Annotated in this window: 17 protein-coding genes; 14 read left to right on the top strand and 3 right to left on the bottom strand. The window is 59.6% G+C overall.

Annotated features, from left to right (window positions below; translation table 11 throughout):
* Positions 1–7: 7 nt before the first annotated feature.
* Entirely contained in the window at positions 8–1,027 is a 1,020-nt protein-coding gene (locus tag NW843_RS00105) for an amino acid ABC transporter substrate-binding protein (protein ID WP_414356383.1), read from the bottom strand.
* Between the two features lie 281 nt (positions 1,028–1,308).
* Here NW843_RS00105 and NW843_RS00100 point away from each other — a divergent pair, with 281 nt between their 5' ends.
* A complete protein-coding gene (locus NW843_RS00100; protein ID WP_011432567.1) occupies positions 1,309–2,097 on the top strand; it encodes an amino acid ABC transporter ATP-binding protein in 789 nt (262 codons plus the stop codon).
* Positions 2,098–2,105: 8 nt separating this feature from the next.
* On the opposite strand, the gene NW843_RS00095 is transcribed toward NW843_RS00100, so the two are convergent.
* Complete coding sequence (locus NW843_RS00095) at positions 2,106–2,954, bottom strand: class I SAM-dependent methyltransferase (RefSeq protein WP_414521742.1); 849 nt, start codon at positions 2,952–2,954, stop codon at positions 2,106–2,108.
* A 28-nt stretch (positions 2,955–2,982) separates the two neighbouring features.
* Between NW843_RS00095 and NW843_RS00090 the strand changes: the two genes are divergently transcribed.
* From NW843_RS00090 to NW843_RS00035, 12 genes are all read left to right on the top strand, one after another.
* On the top strand, positions 2,983–3,198 hold the full coding sequence (locus NW843_RS00090; protein ID WP_414521741.1) for a hypothetical protein: 216 nt from the start codon (positions 2,983–2,985) through the stop codon (positions 3,196–3,198).
* A 112-nt stretch (positions 3,199–3,310) separates the two neighbouring features.
* Complete coding sequence (locus NW843_RS00085) at positions 3,311–4,726, top strand: ABC transporter substrate-binding protein (RefSeq protein ID WP_414521740.1); 1,416 nt, start codon at positions 3,311–3,313, stop codon at positions 4,724–4,726.
* A 61-nt stretch (positions 4,727–4,787) separates the two neighbouring features.
* The gene (gene trpA / locus NW843_RS00080; protein WP_414329025.1) at positions 4,788–5,603 is read left to right on the top strand and encodes a tryptophan synthase subunit alpha; all 816 of its coding nucleotides are present in this window, start codon (positions 4,788–4,790) and stop codon (positions 5,601–5,603) included.
* Between the two features lie 404 nt (positions 5,604–6,007).
* On the top strand, positions 6,008–6,529 hold the full coding sequence (locus NW843_RS00075) for a phycocyanin subunit beta (protein WP_304411987.1): 522 nt from the start codon (positions 6,008–6,010) through the stop codon (positions 6,527–6,529).
* A 140-nt stretch (positions 6,530–6,669) separates the two neighbouring features.
* Positions 6,670–7,158 (top strand): phycocyanin subunit alpha, encoded by a 489-nt coding sequence (locus NW843_RS00070; RefSeq protein WP_011432574.1) that lies wholly within the window; start codon positions 6,670–6,672, stop codon positions 7,156–7,158.
* Between the two features lie 315 nt (positions 7,159–7,473).
* Positions 7,474–7,743 carry a phycobilisome linker polypeptide gene (locus NW843_RS00065; protein WP_011432575.1) on the top strand — a complete coding sequence of 90 codons (270 nt, stop codon included), beginning with the start codon at positions 7,474–7,476 and terminating at the stop codon, positions 7,741–7,743.
* Between the two features lie 49 nt (positions 7,744–7,792).
* Positions 7,793–8,587, top strand: a complete 795-nt coding sequence (locus NW843_RS00060) for a HEAT repeat domain-containing protein (RefSeq protein ID WP_071818148.1) — start codon at positions 7,793–7,795, stop codon at positions 8,585–8,587.
* A gap of 64 nt (positions 8,588–8,651) precedes the next feature.
* Positions 8,652–9,293, top strand: coding sequence for a HEAT repeat domain-containing protein (locus NW843_RS00055; RefSeq protein WP_414521739.1), 642 nt, complete (start codon positions 8,652–8,654; stop codon positions 9,291–9,293).
* 58 nt (positions 9,294–9,351) lie between these two features.
* On the top strand, positions 9,352–10,077 hold the full coding sequence (locus tag NW843_RS00050) for a phycobilisome rod-core linker polypeptide (RefSeq protein WP_011432578.1): 726 nt from the start codon (positions 9,352–9,354) through the stop codon (positions 10,075–10,077).
* A gap of 124 nt (positions 10,078–10,201) precedes the next feature.
* Entirely contained in the window at positions 10,202–10,513 is a 312-nt protein-coding gene (locus tag NW843_RS00045) for a DUF6825 family protein (protein ID WP_414343148.1), read from the top strand.
* Between the two features lie 29 nt (positions 10,514–10,542).
* A complete protein-coding gene (locus tag NW843_RS00040) occupies positions 10,543–12,246 on the top strand; it encodes an ABC1 kinase family protein (protein WP_414343151.1) in 1,704 nt (567 codons plus the stop codon).
* Entirely contained in the window at positions 12,246–12,965 is a 720-nt protein-coding gene (locus tag NW843_RS00035) for a PP2C family protein-serine/threonine phosphatase (protein WP_414349919.1), read from the top strand. The genes NW843_RS00040 and NW843_RS00035 overlap by 1 nt, the downstream gene beginning before the upstream one ends.
* Positions 12,966–12,976: 11 nt before the next feature.
* Here NW843_RS00035 and NW843_RS00030 read toward each other — a convergent pair whose 3' ends face one another.
* A complete protein-coding gene (locus NW843_RS00030; RefSeq protein ID WP_414521738.1) occupies positions 12,977–13,894 on the bottom strand; it encodes a histone deacetylase in 918 nt (305 codons plus the stop codon).
* Positions 13,895–14,025: 131 nt separating this feature from the next.
* Here NW843_RS00030 and NW843_RS00025 point away from each other — a divergent pair, with 131 nt between their 5' ends.
* Positions 14,026–15,915 (top strand): serine/threonine-protein kinase, encoded by a 1,890-nt coding sequence (locus NW843_RS00025; protein ID WP_414521737.1) that lies wholly within the window; start codon positions 14,026–14,028, stop codon positions 15,913–15,915.
* Positions 15,916–15,940 lie beyond the last annotated feature (25 nt).

The raw sequence follows: 15,940 nt of genomic DNA, 5'->3' as shown, positions 1-15,940 counted from the left end.
CAGCCGATCAGCGGAAAGGCGGCGCGTACTGGATCCCACCTTTGGTGTAGGGCTGGTTCAAGCCCCGCGGCACGCCCAAGGGGGTCAGGTGGCGGTCGAAGATCTCGCCGTAGTTGCCCACCGCCTTGATGACATTGACCACCCAATCCGGCTTCAGGCCCAGCAGCTCTCCCAGGTTGCCTTCCTGGCCCAAGAAGCGGCGAATGTCGGGATCCTCGGACTTGAGGAACTCGTCCACATTGGCGCTGGTGATCCCCTTTTCTTCTGCATAGAAGAGGGCGTAGACCGTCCAGTTCATAATGTCGGAGAAACTCTCATCTCCGTGGGGAACCAGCGGCCCCAAGGGCTCTTTGGAGATCACCTCCGGCAAGATCACGTGGTCGTCGGGAGAAGCCAAGCTGGCCCGGCGGGAGATGAGGGCGCTTTGGTCGCTGGTGATGGCATCGCAACGGCCCTCTTCGTAGGCGTTGAAAGAAGAATCATCGCCGTCGAAGGTTACTGGCGTAAAGGCAATGCCACGGGCGCGGAAGGTATCCGCCAAGTTCAGCTCGGTGGTGGTGCCGGCAATCACACAGATGGTGGCCCCGTTCAGGTCTTCCAGCTTTTCCACCCCCAGCGACTTCCGCACCATAAATCCTTGGCCGTCGTAGTAGGTGGTGGGGCCGAAGGTGACCGCCCACTCGCGATCCCGAGTGAGGGTCCAGGTGGTGTTGCGGCTAATCATATCGACCTCGCCCGACTGAATCGCAGACTGGCGATTGGCCGCCGTCAGGTAGACGTATCGAACCTTGTCCGGATCTCCAAAGAGAGCGGCAGCTACCGCCCGGCAGATGTCGATATCAAAACCCACATACTTGCCTTGGTCATCCAGGTTGCCGAATCCGGGCAGTTGGTTGTTTACCCCACAGATCAACTCGCCCCGAGCCTTGATGCGGTCGGTGAGCGGCCCCAGCTGCGCCCAAGCGGGAAGGGACTGCAGGCCCATAGACAACGCCAGTGCCCCGGCCAAGGGAGCCAATCCGTTCAAATGCTTTATCCAGTTCATAAAATTACCCCATGTCAATCCTCAAGATCTTCGTCGTCAACAGTCGTTCATACACGGCACTTCAACCGAGATACCGTGCCATTGGGTTACACTCCTGCCACACCCCACACCCCATAGAATGGTTTGCCATAGGCGCCTACGATTTTCTCAAAGCCTTACATGTCAGGGCGTATGGAAATGTTGCAGAGGCTACGGTTGTGGCTCGGCCAGTTCTGCCATGGTACCCATGCCTGCTTTGGTGAAACTTAGGGAGTCACCCACCCATGCAAGGATCCCCGCACATAAGGTCTTCACTCTCTCCGCAAAGTGCAGCCAGCGCTGACATTATCCAATGCGAAGATGTTCACAAATGGTACGGCGATTTCCACGTCCTCAAGGGCATTACCACCCGCATCCGCCGCGGAGAGGTGGTGGTGGTCTGTGGGCCTTCAGGTTCGGGCAAGTCCACGTTTATTCGCACGTTGAACCGCTTAGAAGAACACCAGAGAGGGCGCATTGTGGTAGATGGCATTGAGCTAACCAGCGACCTGCGCAACATCGATGCCATTCGCCGCGAGGTGGGCATGGTTTTTCAACAGTTCAACCTGTTTCCCCATCTCACGGTTTTGCAAAATGTAACCCTTGGCCCAATCCACGTGAAAAAGATGAAAAAAAGTGAGGCGATAGAGCGGGCTATGGAACTGCTAAGCCGCGTGGGGATCGCCGAGCAAGCAGAAAAATACCCGGGGCAACTTTCGGGGGGGCAGCAGCAGCGGGTGGCGATTGCCCGCGCCTTGGCCATGAATCCGGCGGTGATGCTCTTCGATGAGCCCACCTCGGCCTTGGATCCAGAGATGATCAAGGAGGTGCTGGACGTGATGCGGGAGTTGGCCCGCTCGGGGATGACCATGGTGTGTGTAACCCACGAGATGGGCTTTGCCCGCGAGGTGGCGGATCGGATTATCTTCTTCGACCGCGGCAAGATCGTGGAGGAAAACACCCCCCAAGAGTTTTTCAGCAATCCGAAAGAAGAGCGCTCCCGCCTGTTTTTATCCCAGATCCTTTCCCACTAGCGAGTCCTTCAGAAGGGGGTGAGGCGTGCCAGAAAAGCCCCCTCCGGCTCTTGATAGACAATCTGCCCCTGCCAGCCGTTGGCGTGGGCACACTGCAGCAGGGTTTCCGGATCTACAAATAGCCAGGGAAAGGGATCCCCCCGCTGGCCGTTGTACTCGGCTACAAAGTTCACTACCTTGGCTTTTGCCTCGCTCCCTTCCTGCCAATCTTCTGAGCCACCTGCTTCGAGGTGGGCAGGAGCGGCCAGCTTGCCAGAGGGATCTTCCAAGTTTTCTAAACGCCCTCCCTCTTCTGCCGGCAGATTCCGCAGATCTGCGAGGTCGCTGGCATCGCTCAAATCGGTGGAATCCAGGAGCAACTGGCCAGTGGGCTGAACCCAGTGGCGAGCCAGGCGCAAAAAACGCTCCAAGCCCGACAGGGATCCCGCCAAGCCGACGCCGTTCATCAGCAGGAGTAGGGTATCGAAGGGCTCTCCTGGCCCCGCCCAGTGGAAAAGATCGGCGGCAATGCGGCAACGCACCCCCCGCTCTGCCATAATCTGCAAAGCCACAGGGGAGCGATCCAAGGCGGCCACGGCAAATCCTTCCTCCTGCAGCAGCAGGCTGTGGCGGCCCGTACCGGCGCCGATGTCTAGCGCCCGACCGCGGCAGAGTTCCAAGGCCAAGGCTTCCACCTCCGGCAGCTCCTGGGTGAAGAACACCTCTGGGGAGACCACCTGGGGCTCTTCCGCCAACGGGATCCCCTCCAGGCCGTAGGCATGCAAGAGCAGGGATCCCTTGGCCTCTCCTCGGTGCCAGTCCCATAGGGCTTGCTCTAAGGGATCCCGAAGTGGGTGATTCTCGACAGCCTTTATCATGGAAGGGGAAAGCTAAACCATTGACCCGATGGCCATCGTCGCCTTTCTTTACGGTGCCGCTATCGTCCTTTTGCTGATTGCAGCAGTGGTTTGGGCAACATCTCGGCAGTTCAACGCGGAGACCAGACCGCAGGCCGGCACCCCACCAGAAGAGCCCCCAGAAACCCCATCTGTTCCTGTTTCCATTGTGGAGCAGCTAGAGCGTCAATACCGCAACAGCCCTTCCTACCGTCCCTACCCTTAAGTTATTCTTCGAGAAGCCTCTGAAAATCCTTGAAAAGACGGGTTTTTGAGGATCCCTGAGGGCGCGAGCAGTGTCTTTGCTGGCCAAAGGTCGGCGTTTTCTTCCCTGAATCATGGTTGTCAAGTCTCCGCCACCCATTGTCTACATCGTCCTGGGTCTATTGCTCCTCTGGGGCGGTCATCGTGCTTGGCGGGCGGGCTATGTTCGCTGGCCGGAAGGCATTTCTCTACCGCCAGTATCGCTGCCAGGGTTGGGGGGTGGAGCACAAGATCTGCTCCTGACCAGCGGCGAGCGCACCTTGTTTGCCGATAGCAGTCCCGCTGCCGTTGCCGCTGCAGAGCTGTTGCGCCAAGGTAACCTCAGCGCGGCCATCCCGGTGTTGGAGATGGGGCTGCAAAGCAACCGCAACGACCCGGAAGCTCGCATTTTCTTGAACAATGCCCGTGCCCAGCAGCAGGGCAGTCCCTTGAGCCTGGCGGTGGTGGTGCCCATCTCCAGCAACCCCAACCGCGCCAAAGAGACCCTGCGCGGGGTGGCGCAAGCTCAGGAGGAGCTTTTCCAACAGGGGGGAATCGGAGGACGGCTGCTGCGGGTAGTGATTGCCGACGATGGCGATAACCCTGAGCGAGCAACGGCGGTGGCCAAGGCTCTGGTGAGCCAGCCCGAGATCTTGGGCGTGATCGGCCATAACACCAGCGACGCCACCCTGGCTGCAGCCGAGGTTTATCAGCCTGCCGGCTTGGCCATGATCTCCTCCACCTCCACCAGCACCCGCATCAGCATGCTGGGGGATGCCATTTTTCGCACCGTGCCCTCGGATCAAGTGGCCGGCACGCAACTGGCCCGTTATGCTCTCAACACGTTGCGGTTGCAAAGGGTGGCCATCTTCTACAACCCCAACAGCGCTTACAGTACCAGCCTGCGGGACGCCTTTGCCTCCACCCTGACCAGCGAAGGGGGCATCGTGCTGGCGGAGTTCGACTTATCGGCGTCGGACTTCAACCCCCAGGCCAGCCTGCAAAGGGCCGTCGGCCAAGGAGCCCAGGTAGCTTTTTTAGCTCCCACGGCTTCCGTAGCCGAAAAAGCGCTGGCCGTAGCCCGCGAGAACGCTGTAGCTGGTAAGCCCCTTGCTCTTCTGGGCGGCGATGTGCTCTTCAGCCTCACCACATTGCAAGAAGGGGGAGCAGCGGTAGAGGGCTTGGTGGTGGCGGTACCCTGGCATCCCCAGGTGCCGCGCAACCGCGAGTTTGCCCAGAAGGCAGCCCAGCTCTGGGGAGGGCAGGTGAGCTGGCGCACCGCTCTGGCTTATGATGCCACCCGGGTTTTCTTGCAAGCTTTCAGCCAAGGAGCCACCAGCCGCAGCGCTGTTCTCGCCGCCCTGGGCGACCCGAACTTCCGCTTGCCGGACGGCGCTTCCGGAGAAGTGCGCTTCTTGCCCTCCGGCGACCGCAATGCTCCCCATGTGCTGGTGCAGGTTGAGCCCGGCAACCGCTCCGGTACCGGCTACGATTTCGTGCCTCTCCCCTAGGGATCCCGGCAGACGCTACAGTGGGGGATGCTCTCAATCTCCTCAGAATCGAATGGATCCCATGCCCACTCGGATCACAGCCTGCTTTCAGGCGCTGCGCAGCCGTGGTGAAAAAGCCCTCATCCCCTACCTCACCGCTGGGGATCCCAACTTGGAAACCACCTTTGAGGCTTTGCAGGTTCTGGATCAGAGCGGCGCCGATCTTATCGAGCTGGGGGTACCCTACTCGGATCCCTTGGCGGATGGGCCGGTGATCCAAGCAGCAGCCACCCGCGCCCTCAGCCGGGGAGTCACTTTGGGCGCCATTCTACAAGGCTTGCGCTGTCTCTCGCTGCAGGCCCCCCTGATCCTGTTCACCTACTACAACCCCATCCACCAGCTCGGCATCCCCAACTTTCTGCATCAACTGCGGCAGGCCGGCTGTGCCGGCTTGGTCGTCCCCGATTTGCCTCTGGAAGAGGCGGGATCCCTGCGACAAGCAGCCCAGGCCGAAGAGATCGACCTCATCCTGCTGGTGGCCCCCACCAGCCCCCCGGAGCGCATGCGCCGCATTGCCCAGCAGTCCAGTGGCTTTGTCTACTTGGTCAGCACCACCGGCGTTACCGGCGAACGGGCCACCCTGGAAAAGCGGATCCCGGCTTTGCTGCAGCAACTGCGCCAACAAACCCCCCTGCCGATTGGGGTGGGCTTCGGCATCTCCACTCCCGACCAGGCCCGCCAGATCGCTCTCTGGGGAGCAGATGCGGCGATTGTGGGCAGCGCATTTGTGCAACGGCTGGCGAAAGCCCCCACGCCTGAAGAGGGACTGCAGCAAATAGCCCACTTTTGTCGAGCCCTCAAAGCGGCTCTGCAAGAGGTGACCCCTCCAGAGTGTTAACTTCTGTTCAGGAAGGTGCCCACTCAGACTGCTTCCATCTCAAAACAAATGTTTACATTTTGTGAGCCAGCCCGCAGACCCATTTCCCCCCTGCTGCGCCCCATAGTCCAGAGATCCCAGGCTAAGCAGACATTTTGGTATCGATGGGTTTGTAAATCTTCACAAAACACTCATCCCTCCCGCGATATAAAATTAGGCTGGATGCTCGGCTGTCTGAAAGTCGCAGAGGTTCTTGACCTATCTAAAAATTGGGGGGTTCGGTGGGGGTAGTTTTGAGCAGCCTGCTGCCACGGAATCCCCAGTTTTTGGAGGTCAAAGAGGATCCCGCAAAAAAGCTTGGGATTCGGCTTTTGGGAGGTTCAGCCAGTCGCTCACCACTTTTTGGAAAGACCAGAAGGAGATCCATCATGCAAGATGCTTTTACCCGGGTGATCGCTCAGGCAGATGCACGCGGTGCCTTTTTAAGTGACCAAGACTTTGACCGTTTGGCGGCTTTGGTGGCAGAGGGCAACAAGCGCCTAGATGCTGTCAACCGCATGACCAGCAATGCCGCCCAAATCGTAACCAATGCAGCTCGCTCTTTGTTTGCTCAAGAGCCAGATCTGATCGCTCCCGGCGGCAATGCCTACACCAACCGCCGCATGGCTGCCTGCCTACGGGACATGGAGATCATCCTGCGCTACATCACCTATGCCACCTTGGCCGGGGATAGCTCTGTGCTGGAAGATCGCTGCCTGAACGGCCTGCGGGAAACCTACATTGCTCTGGGGGTGCCCACCACTTCTGTGGCCAACGGCATTGCTGCCATGAAGAAGGAAGCGCTGGCCAAGATCATGGATCCGAAGGGCATCACTCCTGGGGACTGCTCGGCGCTGCAAAGCGAAGTGGCCAGCTACTTCGATAAGGCGGCTGCCGCCATCGTTTGAGCTTTGGGTCGAAGCTGGCTTAGTCGTCCCTTTTTAGATCGGTTAGATCCCTTCATTTCTGATAGGCAGGTGGAAATCCAGTCCGCCTTCCCTACAGAACGTCCATTAACAACACAATTGATGAATTTAGGAGCTGCAAGGTGAAAACTGTCATCACTGAAGCGATTGCTGCCGCTGACAATCAAGGGCGTTTTCTGAATGCCAGCGAACTGCAGGCCGTGAATGGTCGTTACCAGCGTGCTGCTGCTTCTCTGGAAGCGGCCCGTGTCCTAACCAACAATCAGCAAACCCTGGTGCGGGAAGCGGTGCAGGAAGTGTTCAAGAGGTTCCCTTACTTGACCCAGCCGGGTGAAATGGGCCACGGCGATGTGTTTCAGGCCAAGTGTGCCCGCGACATCGGCTACTACCTCCGCTTCATCACCTATTCCCTGGTTGCGGGTGGCACCGGCCCCCTCGATGAATACCTGGTGGCCGGGCTGCGGGAAGTGAACCGCTCCTTTAACCTCTCTCCCAGCTGGTACATCGTGGCTCTGCAGTACATGAAGAGCCGCGCTCTGGGCATGCTGAGCGGTCAAGCGGCCAACGAAGCTGCCATCTACTTCGATTACGCCATCAACGCCCTCAGCTAGGGGATCCCAGGGCAGAGATCCCTGCTTGTTGGGAGTGGACGATCTCTTTCTTTGTCTTCCAATTGTGTGTCTCTCCAGAGCAGGCGACGGCTCCAAAGAGGTCTATTCCACCTGTTTCCAGGTTGGTTTGGCGCCTTGGCTTCTCTTAAGCCGGTTGGGTTGGTCGCCTGCTCTCCAGTCTGGGGTAGTTAGCCTTTGGATTGTAGGCATTGCCCAACGGCAGCGTGCTGGTTCGCGAGAATAGCCGGTACGGCTTGTTCGCTGGTCAGTTTGCCTGTCTTCCAAACGAAGTCTCATAGATACCTGGGGAAAGCGATGTTTGGTCAAAGCACCACCAGCCCTGAAGCCCTGACAGAAGCCGGCAGCCGGGTTTACCGAGTTGAGTACACCGGTCTGCTCAACCCGCCCGATGCTCTGGCCACCTCTGCCAAAGTTCGCCGCAGCACCCTGAGCACCACCGTTCCCTACAGTCGGTTGTCTGCCGAGATGCAGCGCATTCTGCGGATGGGTGGCAAAATCGTGCAGGTCACTGCCTTGTCGGGAGCCAATGCCTCTCCCGCTCAGGGCAACGGCGCTGCTGAGTGAGGGAGGCCCGACGGCCGACTGAAGTTACCGGCAAGGTTGCCCAGGTGTCATGAACAGCTCTGCAACGGTTCGTATGGCATCCAACACGGCGGTGCTGCCGCAGCAGCTCACTTGGGAGCAGGCGATAGCCCGGCTGCAGGGGGATGACTTGCAAGATCGGTACTATGCTGCCTGGTACCTGGGCACAGTTCGGGATCCAAGGGGGGTAGAGCCGCTGCTTTTGGCGTTGCAGGATGAGCGGGATCGCACTGCCTTGGGGGGCTATCCTCTGCGCCGCAATGCCGCTAAGGCCCTGGGGCAAATCGGGGATGCGCGGGCCGTGCCCGGTTTGATCGAGGCGCTCACTTGTACCGACTTCCACGTGCGGGAAGAGGCTGCCTATGCCTTGGCTCAATTGGGGGACAAGCGAGCGGTGGATCCCTTGCTGGCACTGTTGCAGTCCCGCGAGCAGGAGCAGCCCTGGGAAGCCCTTATCGAGGCCTTGGGTCAGCTTCAGGCCACCGAGGCTGAGGCAGCGATCCGGCCCTTTTTGAACCATCCCTCTGAGCGGGTGCGTTCGGCAGCGGCTTGGGTGCTCTATCGCTTTACGCAAGCTGAGGAGCTGACCCAAATCCTGGTGGCGCTACTGGCCCACTCCAACTCCAGCCTACGACAGGCCGCTTTGTTCGACCTGGCCGAATCGGGATGGGTGGCGGGGGCACCGCTGCTGGCCACAGCCGACGTGGCTCTCAACCTGCGCATCAATGCTCTGAAGCGGCTGTTCGATGTGGCGCTTCAGTTGGGGTGGGTGCCGCTGGCTCAGGTGACGGCGGTGATCCTGCCGCAATTGGAGAAGCTCTTCTAGGATCCTGGGGCGCTCAGTGCCTTTGATCAGCGGTTTCAAGTGTACCTTTGACTATTCGTTGCCTATGTCCTCCGCCTCGGCTGCTCAAGCGTTTCCCACTGCTGTGGCTCAACTGGCAGCAGAATTGGAGCAGGCCACGTCGCCTGAGGAATTGTTGCGGGTGGTGAGGGCGCTGGGCGCTTTGGGCCAAGTGGAAGGGATCCCCATCTTAATTCGCGCCTTTGGGTTCAATCGCCCTGCAGTGGGGGAAGCCGCCCTGGAGGAAGTGCTGCGCTTTGGGGAAGCCGCGGTGCAGCCCTTGCTGAGCCATATTGACGGTTTTGACTATGGGGCGCGGGCCTATTCGGTGCGGGCTCTGGCCCGTATTGGCCATGGGGATGCCTACCCCTTTTTGGCGGAAGCCATTGTAGCGGACTTTGCCCCCAGTGTGCGACGGGCGGCGACCCGCGGGCTGGGACGGGTGGCGGCCAAGCGGCCCTTGCCCGATCAAGAGCGAGCCTTGCACCTATTGCGGCAATGTCTTGCCGATGCCGATTGGGGAGTCCGCTATGCCGCCGTCGGATCCCTGACGGACTTGGCTCGCCAGGGTGAACAATCTCTGCGCCCCTCAGTCGAGGCTGCGCTCCAGATGGCCCTGGAAGATGCCGATCCTCTGATCCCTCTCCGCGCCCAGATGAGCTGGCAGGAATTGGCTGCTGAGCCTTAGCTTCCCTGCCTCACTGTGTTTTTCTTAAGTTTTTCTCGTTTTTTTAGGAGCACCATCTATGTCCCTTCCGTTGCTTGCCGATCGCCCCACCACCCAAAATGAGCGGGTGCCTCGCTACTTTGTGCCCAGCGACGAAACCCCGCCCGTCTACCGTCCTGACGACCCGACAGGTATCGACAACATCATTCGCGCTGCCTATCGCCAGATCTTCAGCGAGCATCTGATGCTGGAGAGTTATCGGCAAAAAGCTCTGGAGTCCCAGTTGCGCAACGGGGCAATCTCGGTCAAAGAGTTTGTGCGCGGCCTGGGCAAGTCGGAGGTGTACCGGGATCTGGTCATGGTTCCCAACGACAACTACCGCTTTATTGAAGTCACCTTCCAGCGCTTCTTGGGTCGGCCCACCTACAGCCAACAGGAGCGCATCAAGTACTCCATCATCGTTGCCACCAAGGGGCTGGATGGCTTTATCGATGCCGTGGTGGATAGTGAAGAGTACAATGCTGCCTTTGGGGATGATGTGGTGCCCTACCAGCGCCGTCGTCTGTCGGAAAAGCCCGCCAACCTGGTGACCCCCCGCTATGGAGCCCGTTGGCGCGATGTCTCCGGCGTGAAGCGCTCGACGCGGGAAGTGGTGCGCACCTATCGTCTCACCCGTCCTCCCAAACCCGGGGATCCAGAAAACTTCCTCAACATGGCCCGCATGCTCAATCCCAAGCCGGCAGCGCGGCAAAACATCAGCGTCTTCGATCTGAAGATCCCGGACATGACCACCAGCCGCCGCTAGGACTGGACGAACTCCCCAATCCGCCGGGCCGATCGATCCGCTGCTGTTCGGGTGGGTCGGCTCGCCGCTGTGTTTGAGCAGGATTCGTTATAATCTGGGTGATGCTTCTTAACACTTGGGTCGCATGAAGAATCCGGTTGTGCAGGCTTTTTTTGTCGGCAAGGCTGTGGCAGACGTTCTGCGCGAGCGTTTGGAAAGCGCCCTCACCGATATTGCCGGGGAAGTGGGCAAGGTGTGGGCTGAGCTGCAGGAGGGCTGGCAAACCTTTGCCCAGGATGTCATGACCCGGGCTGAGGCAGAAGCATCCATGGCCGCCCAGGAAAGGGTGCCGCTGCCTTTCCAGACAGAAGATTTGCAGGCAACTCTGGACGACTTGCGGGCGGAAGTGGCGCAGCTGCGCTCCGAGTTGCAGAAGTACCGGAGTCGAAACGCTTGAACGCGAGCCTTTTGGGATCCCGGACTTCTTTGGGATCACAACCCGTCAAGCCCTATACCGCCTACCGCTGGGCCCGGGAGAACTATACTCGCCAGGGCCGCATGCTGGACATTTGGCGATTTGTGCTCACCTGGCTGTTTTACCTTTGGCTGGATCAGCAGGCTTGGAGCTATGGGGGGCAACCCACGCCTGAGCGAAAGGCCAAGCGCCGCCGGGCCAGAGCCATTTGGATCCGCGAAACGCTGCTTAACTTAGGCCCTACTTTTATTAAAGTAGGGCAGTTTTTCTCCACCCGCGCCGATCTCTTCCCCTCGGAATATGTCGAGGAGCTCTCCAAGCTGCAGGATCGGGTGCCTGCTTTCAGCTACGAACAGGTGGCGGCGATTGTGCAGCAGGAGCTGGGCAGGCCGATAACCCAAATCTACAGCTACTTTGATCCCACCCCTTTGGCCGCTGCCAGCTTGGGGCAGGTGCATCGCGCCAAGCTCAAAACCGGGGAAGAGGTGGTGGTGAAGGTGCAGCGTCCGGGGCTGACCCGGCTGTTCACCATCGATTTGGAGATCTGCCGTGGGATTGCCGAGTTCTTTCAGTATCGCACCTCTTGGGGCGGGCCGGGCCGCGACTGGATCGGCATCTACGAAGAGTGTCGGCGCACCCTCTGGGAAGAGGTGGATTACCTCAATGAGGGCCGCAATGCCGATACCTTCCGTCGCAACTTTCGGGATATGCCGCAAATTGCTGTTCCCAAAGTGTATTGGCGTTACACCTCTCCTCGCCTGTTGACATTGGAATACCTGCCGGGGATCAAAATCAGCGATTACGAAGCCTTGAGTGCGGCAGGGTTGGATCGCAAGGTTTTGGCTCGTCTGGGGGCAGAGGCTTATCTGCGGCAACTGCTCAAGGATGGTTTTTTTCACGCCGATCCCCACCCCGGCAACATTGCCGTGAAGCCCGATGGCACGTTGATCTTCTACGACTTCGGCATGATGGGCCGCCTGCGCTCCGATGTGAAAGAAAAGCTGATGGGCACGCTGGCAGGTGTGGTCTCCAAAAATGCCGATCAGGTGGTGGCCTCGCTGGTGGAACTGGGGGTGCTGGTGCCCACCGCCGATCTGGCTCCGGTGCGCCGCTCGGTGCAGTACATGCTGGATCACTTTATGGACAAACCCTTTTCCAGCAACTCGGGAGAAATCTCGGTGGCGGCCATTAGCGAAGACCTTTACGAGCTGGCCTACGATCAGCCGTTTCGTTTTCCGGCTACCTTTACTTTTGTGATGCGGGCCCTGACCACGCTGGAGGGATTGGGGAAAGGGTTGGATCCGGAGTTCGACTTTATGGAGGTGGCCAAACCCTTTGCGGAAGAGCTGATGAGTTTAAACGGAAGCAAGACTGAGACCCTCTTGGCCCAGGTTGGCCGTCAAGCGGCTGAGTTCACCAGCAGCAGCCTCAGCTTGCCGCGCCGGATCGAATTGACCTTGAGCAAGATAGAACAAGGGGAGCTACGCCTGCGGGTGCGATCCAGCGAGACGGAGCGCTTGCTGCGCAAGCTGAACAACACCGGGCTGGGAGTCATTTACGGGGTGTTGTTTGCGGCCTTTTTTTTGAGCGCAACTCAGCTCTTTTTGGCCGGACATGCTACCTTAACGGTTATCACTTTGGTTTTGGCTGCCCTCGCTGCTCTTGCTTTAATCAGAGTACTCTTAAGGTTGAATCGGTCAGAGCGATTGATGTGATGCGACGATATGCCTGCGCTACGGATCCCGGCAAGATCCGCAGCAGCAATCAAGATGCCTGCTACTGCGATCCAGAGGGGCGCTATTTTATTGTTGCCGATGGTATGGGAGGACATGCTGCCGGGGCTACAGCCAGCCTGTTGGCTGTCGAGACCATCCGAGAATATCTGGATCGAGGCTGGAAAAACGTGCCGGCACCCCGGTTGCTCAGCGAAGCCGTAGAAGCAGCCAACAGTGCCATCCTCAAGGATCAGCGGGAAAATCCAGAGCGGGCAGACATGGGCACTACGGTGGTGGTGGCCATGGTGGATCCCAATGACAACTGCTGGAGCGCTCACATTGGCGATTCTCGCCTCTATCGCCTACGGGGATCCGAAATGCAGCAAATGACCGAGGATCACACCTTAGTGGCTCGCTCCATTCGACTGGGGGAGCTGACCTATGAGCAGGCCCGGATTCACCCTTGGCGACATATTCTCGAGCGCTGCCTGGGCCGACCCGATGCGGGTCCACCTTCTGTGCAGCCGATTACAGTTTACCCAGGGGATCGCCTGTTGTTGTGTAGCGACGGCCTAACTGAGGAGCTGGACGACGAAGTGATCATCGAGTATTGCCTGCAGGTGGAAGATTTGGAGCAACTTCCCCTAAAGCTCATCGAGGCGGCCAAAGAGCGGGGCGGGCGAGACAACATCACAGTAGTGATTGCCGAATACGCCTAGTTTGCGCCCGGCTAAAGACGGTATTGGCGGTACACTTCGCTGGCCGCCCGGTGCAGCAGGGAGTGGCGATACACGAGGCGGTTGAGGTCTTTGCCGTAGCCGCCGCCGATGACGCAGGCGACAGGATAGCCCTGCTTTAGACAAGTGTTCAGCACTTGCATGTCCCGCCGAAACAGGCCCTGGTCGCTAAGGGCCAGCTTGCCCAGGAGATCTTCCTCGTGGGGATCCACACCGGCATCGTAGAGCACCAGGTCAGGGCGCACCTGAGCCAACAGATCGGGCAAGTGGTCGGCCAAAGTCTGGAGATAGGCTTCATCTTCCATACCTACTGGCAGGGGCACGTCCAGGTCGCTCTGTTGTTTGGTGGCGGGGAAGTTGGCCTCGCAGTGCATGGAAAAGGTGAACACCCGCGGCTCGGAGCGAAAGATCCAAGCAGTGCCATCTCCTTGATGGACATCCAGATCCACGATCAAGAGCCTTTGCACCAGCCCTTGCTGCAGCAAGACTTGGGCGGCAATGGCCAGGTCGTTGAAGATGCAAAACCCGGAGCCGTAGCCGGGAAAGGCATGGTGGGTGCCGCCGGCGGTGTTGCAGGCCAGGCCGTGGCGCAGGGCCAATTGGGCGGTCAAGACGGTACCCCCCACCGCTCGACAGGTGCGCTGCACCAGCTCCGGGCTCCAGGGCAGGCCGATGCGCCGCTGCAGCTTGGCCTCCAGGGATCCCTCACAGTAGGCCCTGACGTACTCAGGGGTATGTACCGACTCAATCCAGGCAAGAGGGGGCAGCTCAGGGTGGTGCACTTGCTGGGGGCGGATCACCCCTTCCCGCAGCAGCAGCTCTTGCAAGAGGCGAAATTTCGGCATGGGAAAGCGATGGCCCGGCGGCAGGGGGGCACTGTAGTCGGGGTGGTAAACAATTGGCAAAGACATCAAGGGCAACTGGATTGACGGCGGTGAGCATGGCCTATAACGGCTCCAGTGCTTATGGTAGAGGTAGCCCGCTCCTGCCGGATCCCTTCGCGAGGCTTGCAAACCTGTTCTCTGTACCGCCGCGATTCCCTATGTTTACTGCGTCGGATCCCTTTTTGGGTCGCCTCTTGGCTCAGCGTTATCGACTCGTACATCTGCTGGGACAGGGAGGCATGGGGCGAGTCTATTTGGCTCAAGATTTGCTCTTTGGTGGGGTGGAAGTGGCCGTCAAGCTGCTCTCCCAGCCGGCAATGGATCAGCGCACCCGCCTGCGCTTTGAACGGGAAGCGAAAGCCTGCGCGGCTTTGGGCCAAAAAAGCCTGCACATTGTCAAAGTCAATGACTATGGCCTTACCCCCGATGAGGTGCCTTTCTATGTGATGGAATACCTGAACGGCCAAACCCTCAAGGATATTCTGGCCGCAGGGGCTTTGCCTTTGGAGCGCTTCTTCCGGCTGGCCCGTCAAATTGGCTTGGGGTTGAAAGCAGCCCACGAGGGGATCCTCATGGAAGGGCAACGGGTGCAGGTGATCCACCGCGATTTGAAGCCGGCCAACGTGATTGTAGTGCCTGATAGCAGTTTTGGGGAACTGGCGAAGCTGGTGGATTTCGGCATTGCCAAGCTGCTCAACAGCCATGAATCTTTGAGCTTTACCCATGCTTACCTGGGAACGCTGGCCTATTCTTCCCCAGAACAGCTGGAAGGGTTGCCGCTGGACGCCCGTTCCGATATCTACAGCTTCGGGATCATGCTGTACCAGATGGTGTCCGGGGAGATGCCCCTCAAGCCCACCACCGAATCTTTCCCGGGCTGGTACCAGGCCCACCACAAGCACCGGCCCATCCCTCTAGAAGACTGGGGACTGAAGTTTCCGCTGCCCGCCGGTTTGTCTGACTTGATCCTCGGTTGCCTGGCCAAAGATCCTGCCGCCCGCCCGCAATCGGTGGCTAACGTGTTGACGGAGCTGGAGCACATTCAAGCCAGAGCACAGGGATCTATTGCCCCTCAGGTCCCAGTCGCCTCGTCGGAAGAGGCTGCCTCTGGCCCACTTTCTGGAGGTCTCCCTGCCGCTGCGCCGTCCTTGGTTACAGCCGGTACTCTGCGGCTCAGGCCCCTGACGGCGGCCACGGAGGTCGAGAACGGGGGATCCCTGCTTTGGGTGCGCCTGATTCCCTTTCTGATGGGCGGGCTGCTGGGCTGGGTTTTGGTGAGTTGGCAATGGGGACAGTTGCTGCAACGCCCCTCGGCCCCCCGTGTTTCCGGGCCAGGATCTCGTCCGGCAGTGGAAGATCCCATTGCCCCAGAGAATGTCCATCCTATGCCTGGGGAGCTTGTCCCTGAGCCCCTTGTTTTGGCTTCAGAGCAGAACGGACGGCGGGATCCCGCGCCGGAGCTGGAACCCTACAACAGGAGCGAGCCGGTGTTTCGCACCTTTCCCTTGGAGACTTCCCGCGAGACGGTACGGGCCAGCCTGGGATCCCCCAACCAGCAGGGGCATGGTGCTTGGCCCAACACCGTGTATGACCTGTATCGCCTTGGCGGGGTGAACCTGGGCCTGCTCTACGACGCATCCAGTCTGGCCCTGCGGCAAACCGAAGCCACCGTCACCGATGGCGTACCCACCCCTCAAGTGGAAGGACTCTTGGAGGATATGCTGCAAGCCCCCTTGCCTGCTCAACTGCAGCGAGAACTGCAGGCTGTGCGCGAGGGACGTTCCGGGCGAGTGCAATTCCGCGTTGGCCCCTGGGCCGGCAGGATCGAACGCAACGCCCAAGGCCATCTTTACATGGCCCTCTGGGATCCCACGCTGCCCAGCGGTGCTCCACCCCCTTCTCCTGTCTCCCCTCCCACCCTGCCCCCGACTGCCCCTGTTGCCCAGCCTCGTAAAGCTCCTAACCCCCATTCAGCAGCAGGCGGCCCTCGTCCCGGCCAGACCATGCAGGAGCTGCTGCGCCGTGCGCGCGAATTGCGGGGGGACTGAGCCATGTCTGCTTCTGAAGACAAAA

Origin of the sequence: Synechococcus sp. R5-12, assembly GCF_047502655.1 — a bacterium.
Lineage (GTDB): Bacteria > Cyanobacteriota > Cyanobacteriia > Thermostichales > Thermostichaceae > Thermostichus.
Note: the sequence above shows the minus strand (reverse complement) of the source record. Positions and strands in the feature narration are given on the sequence as shown.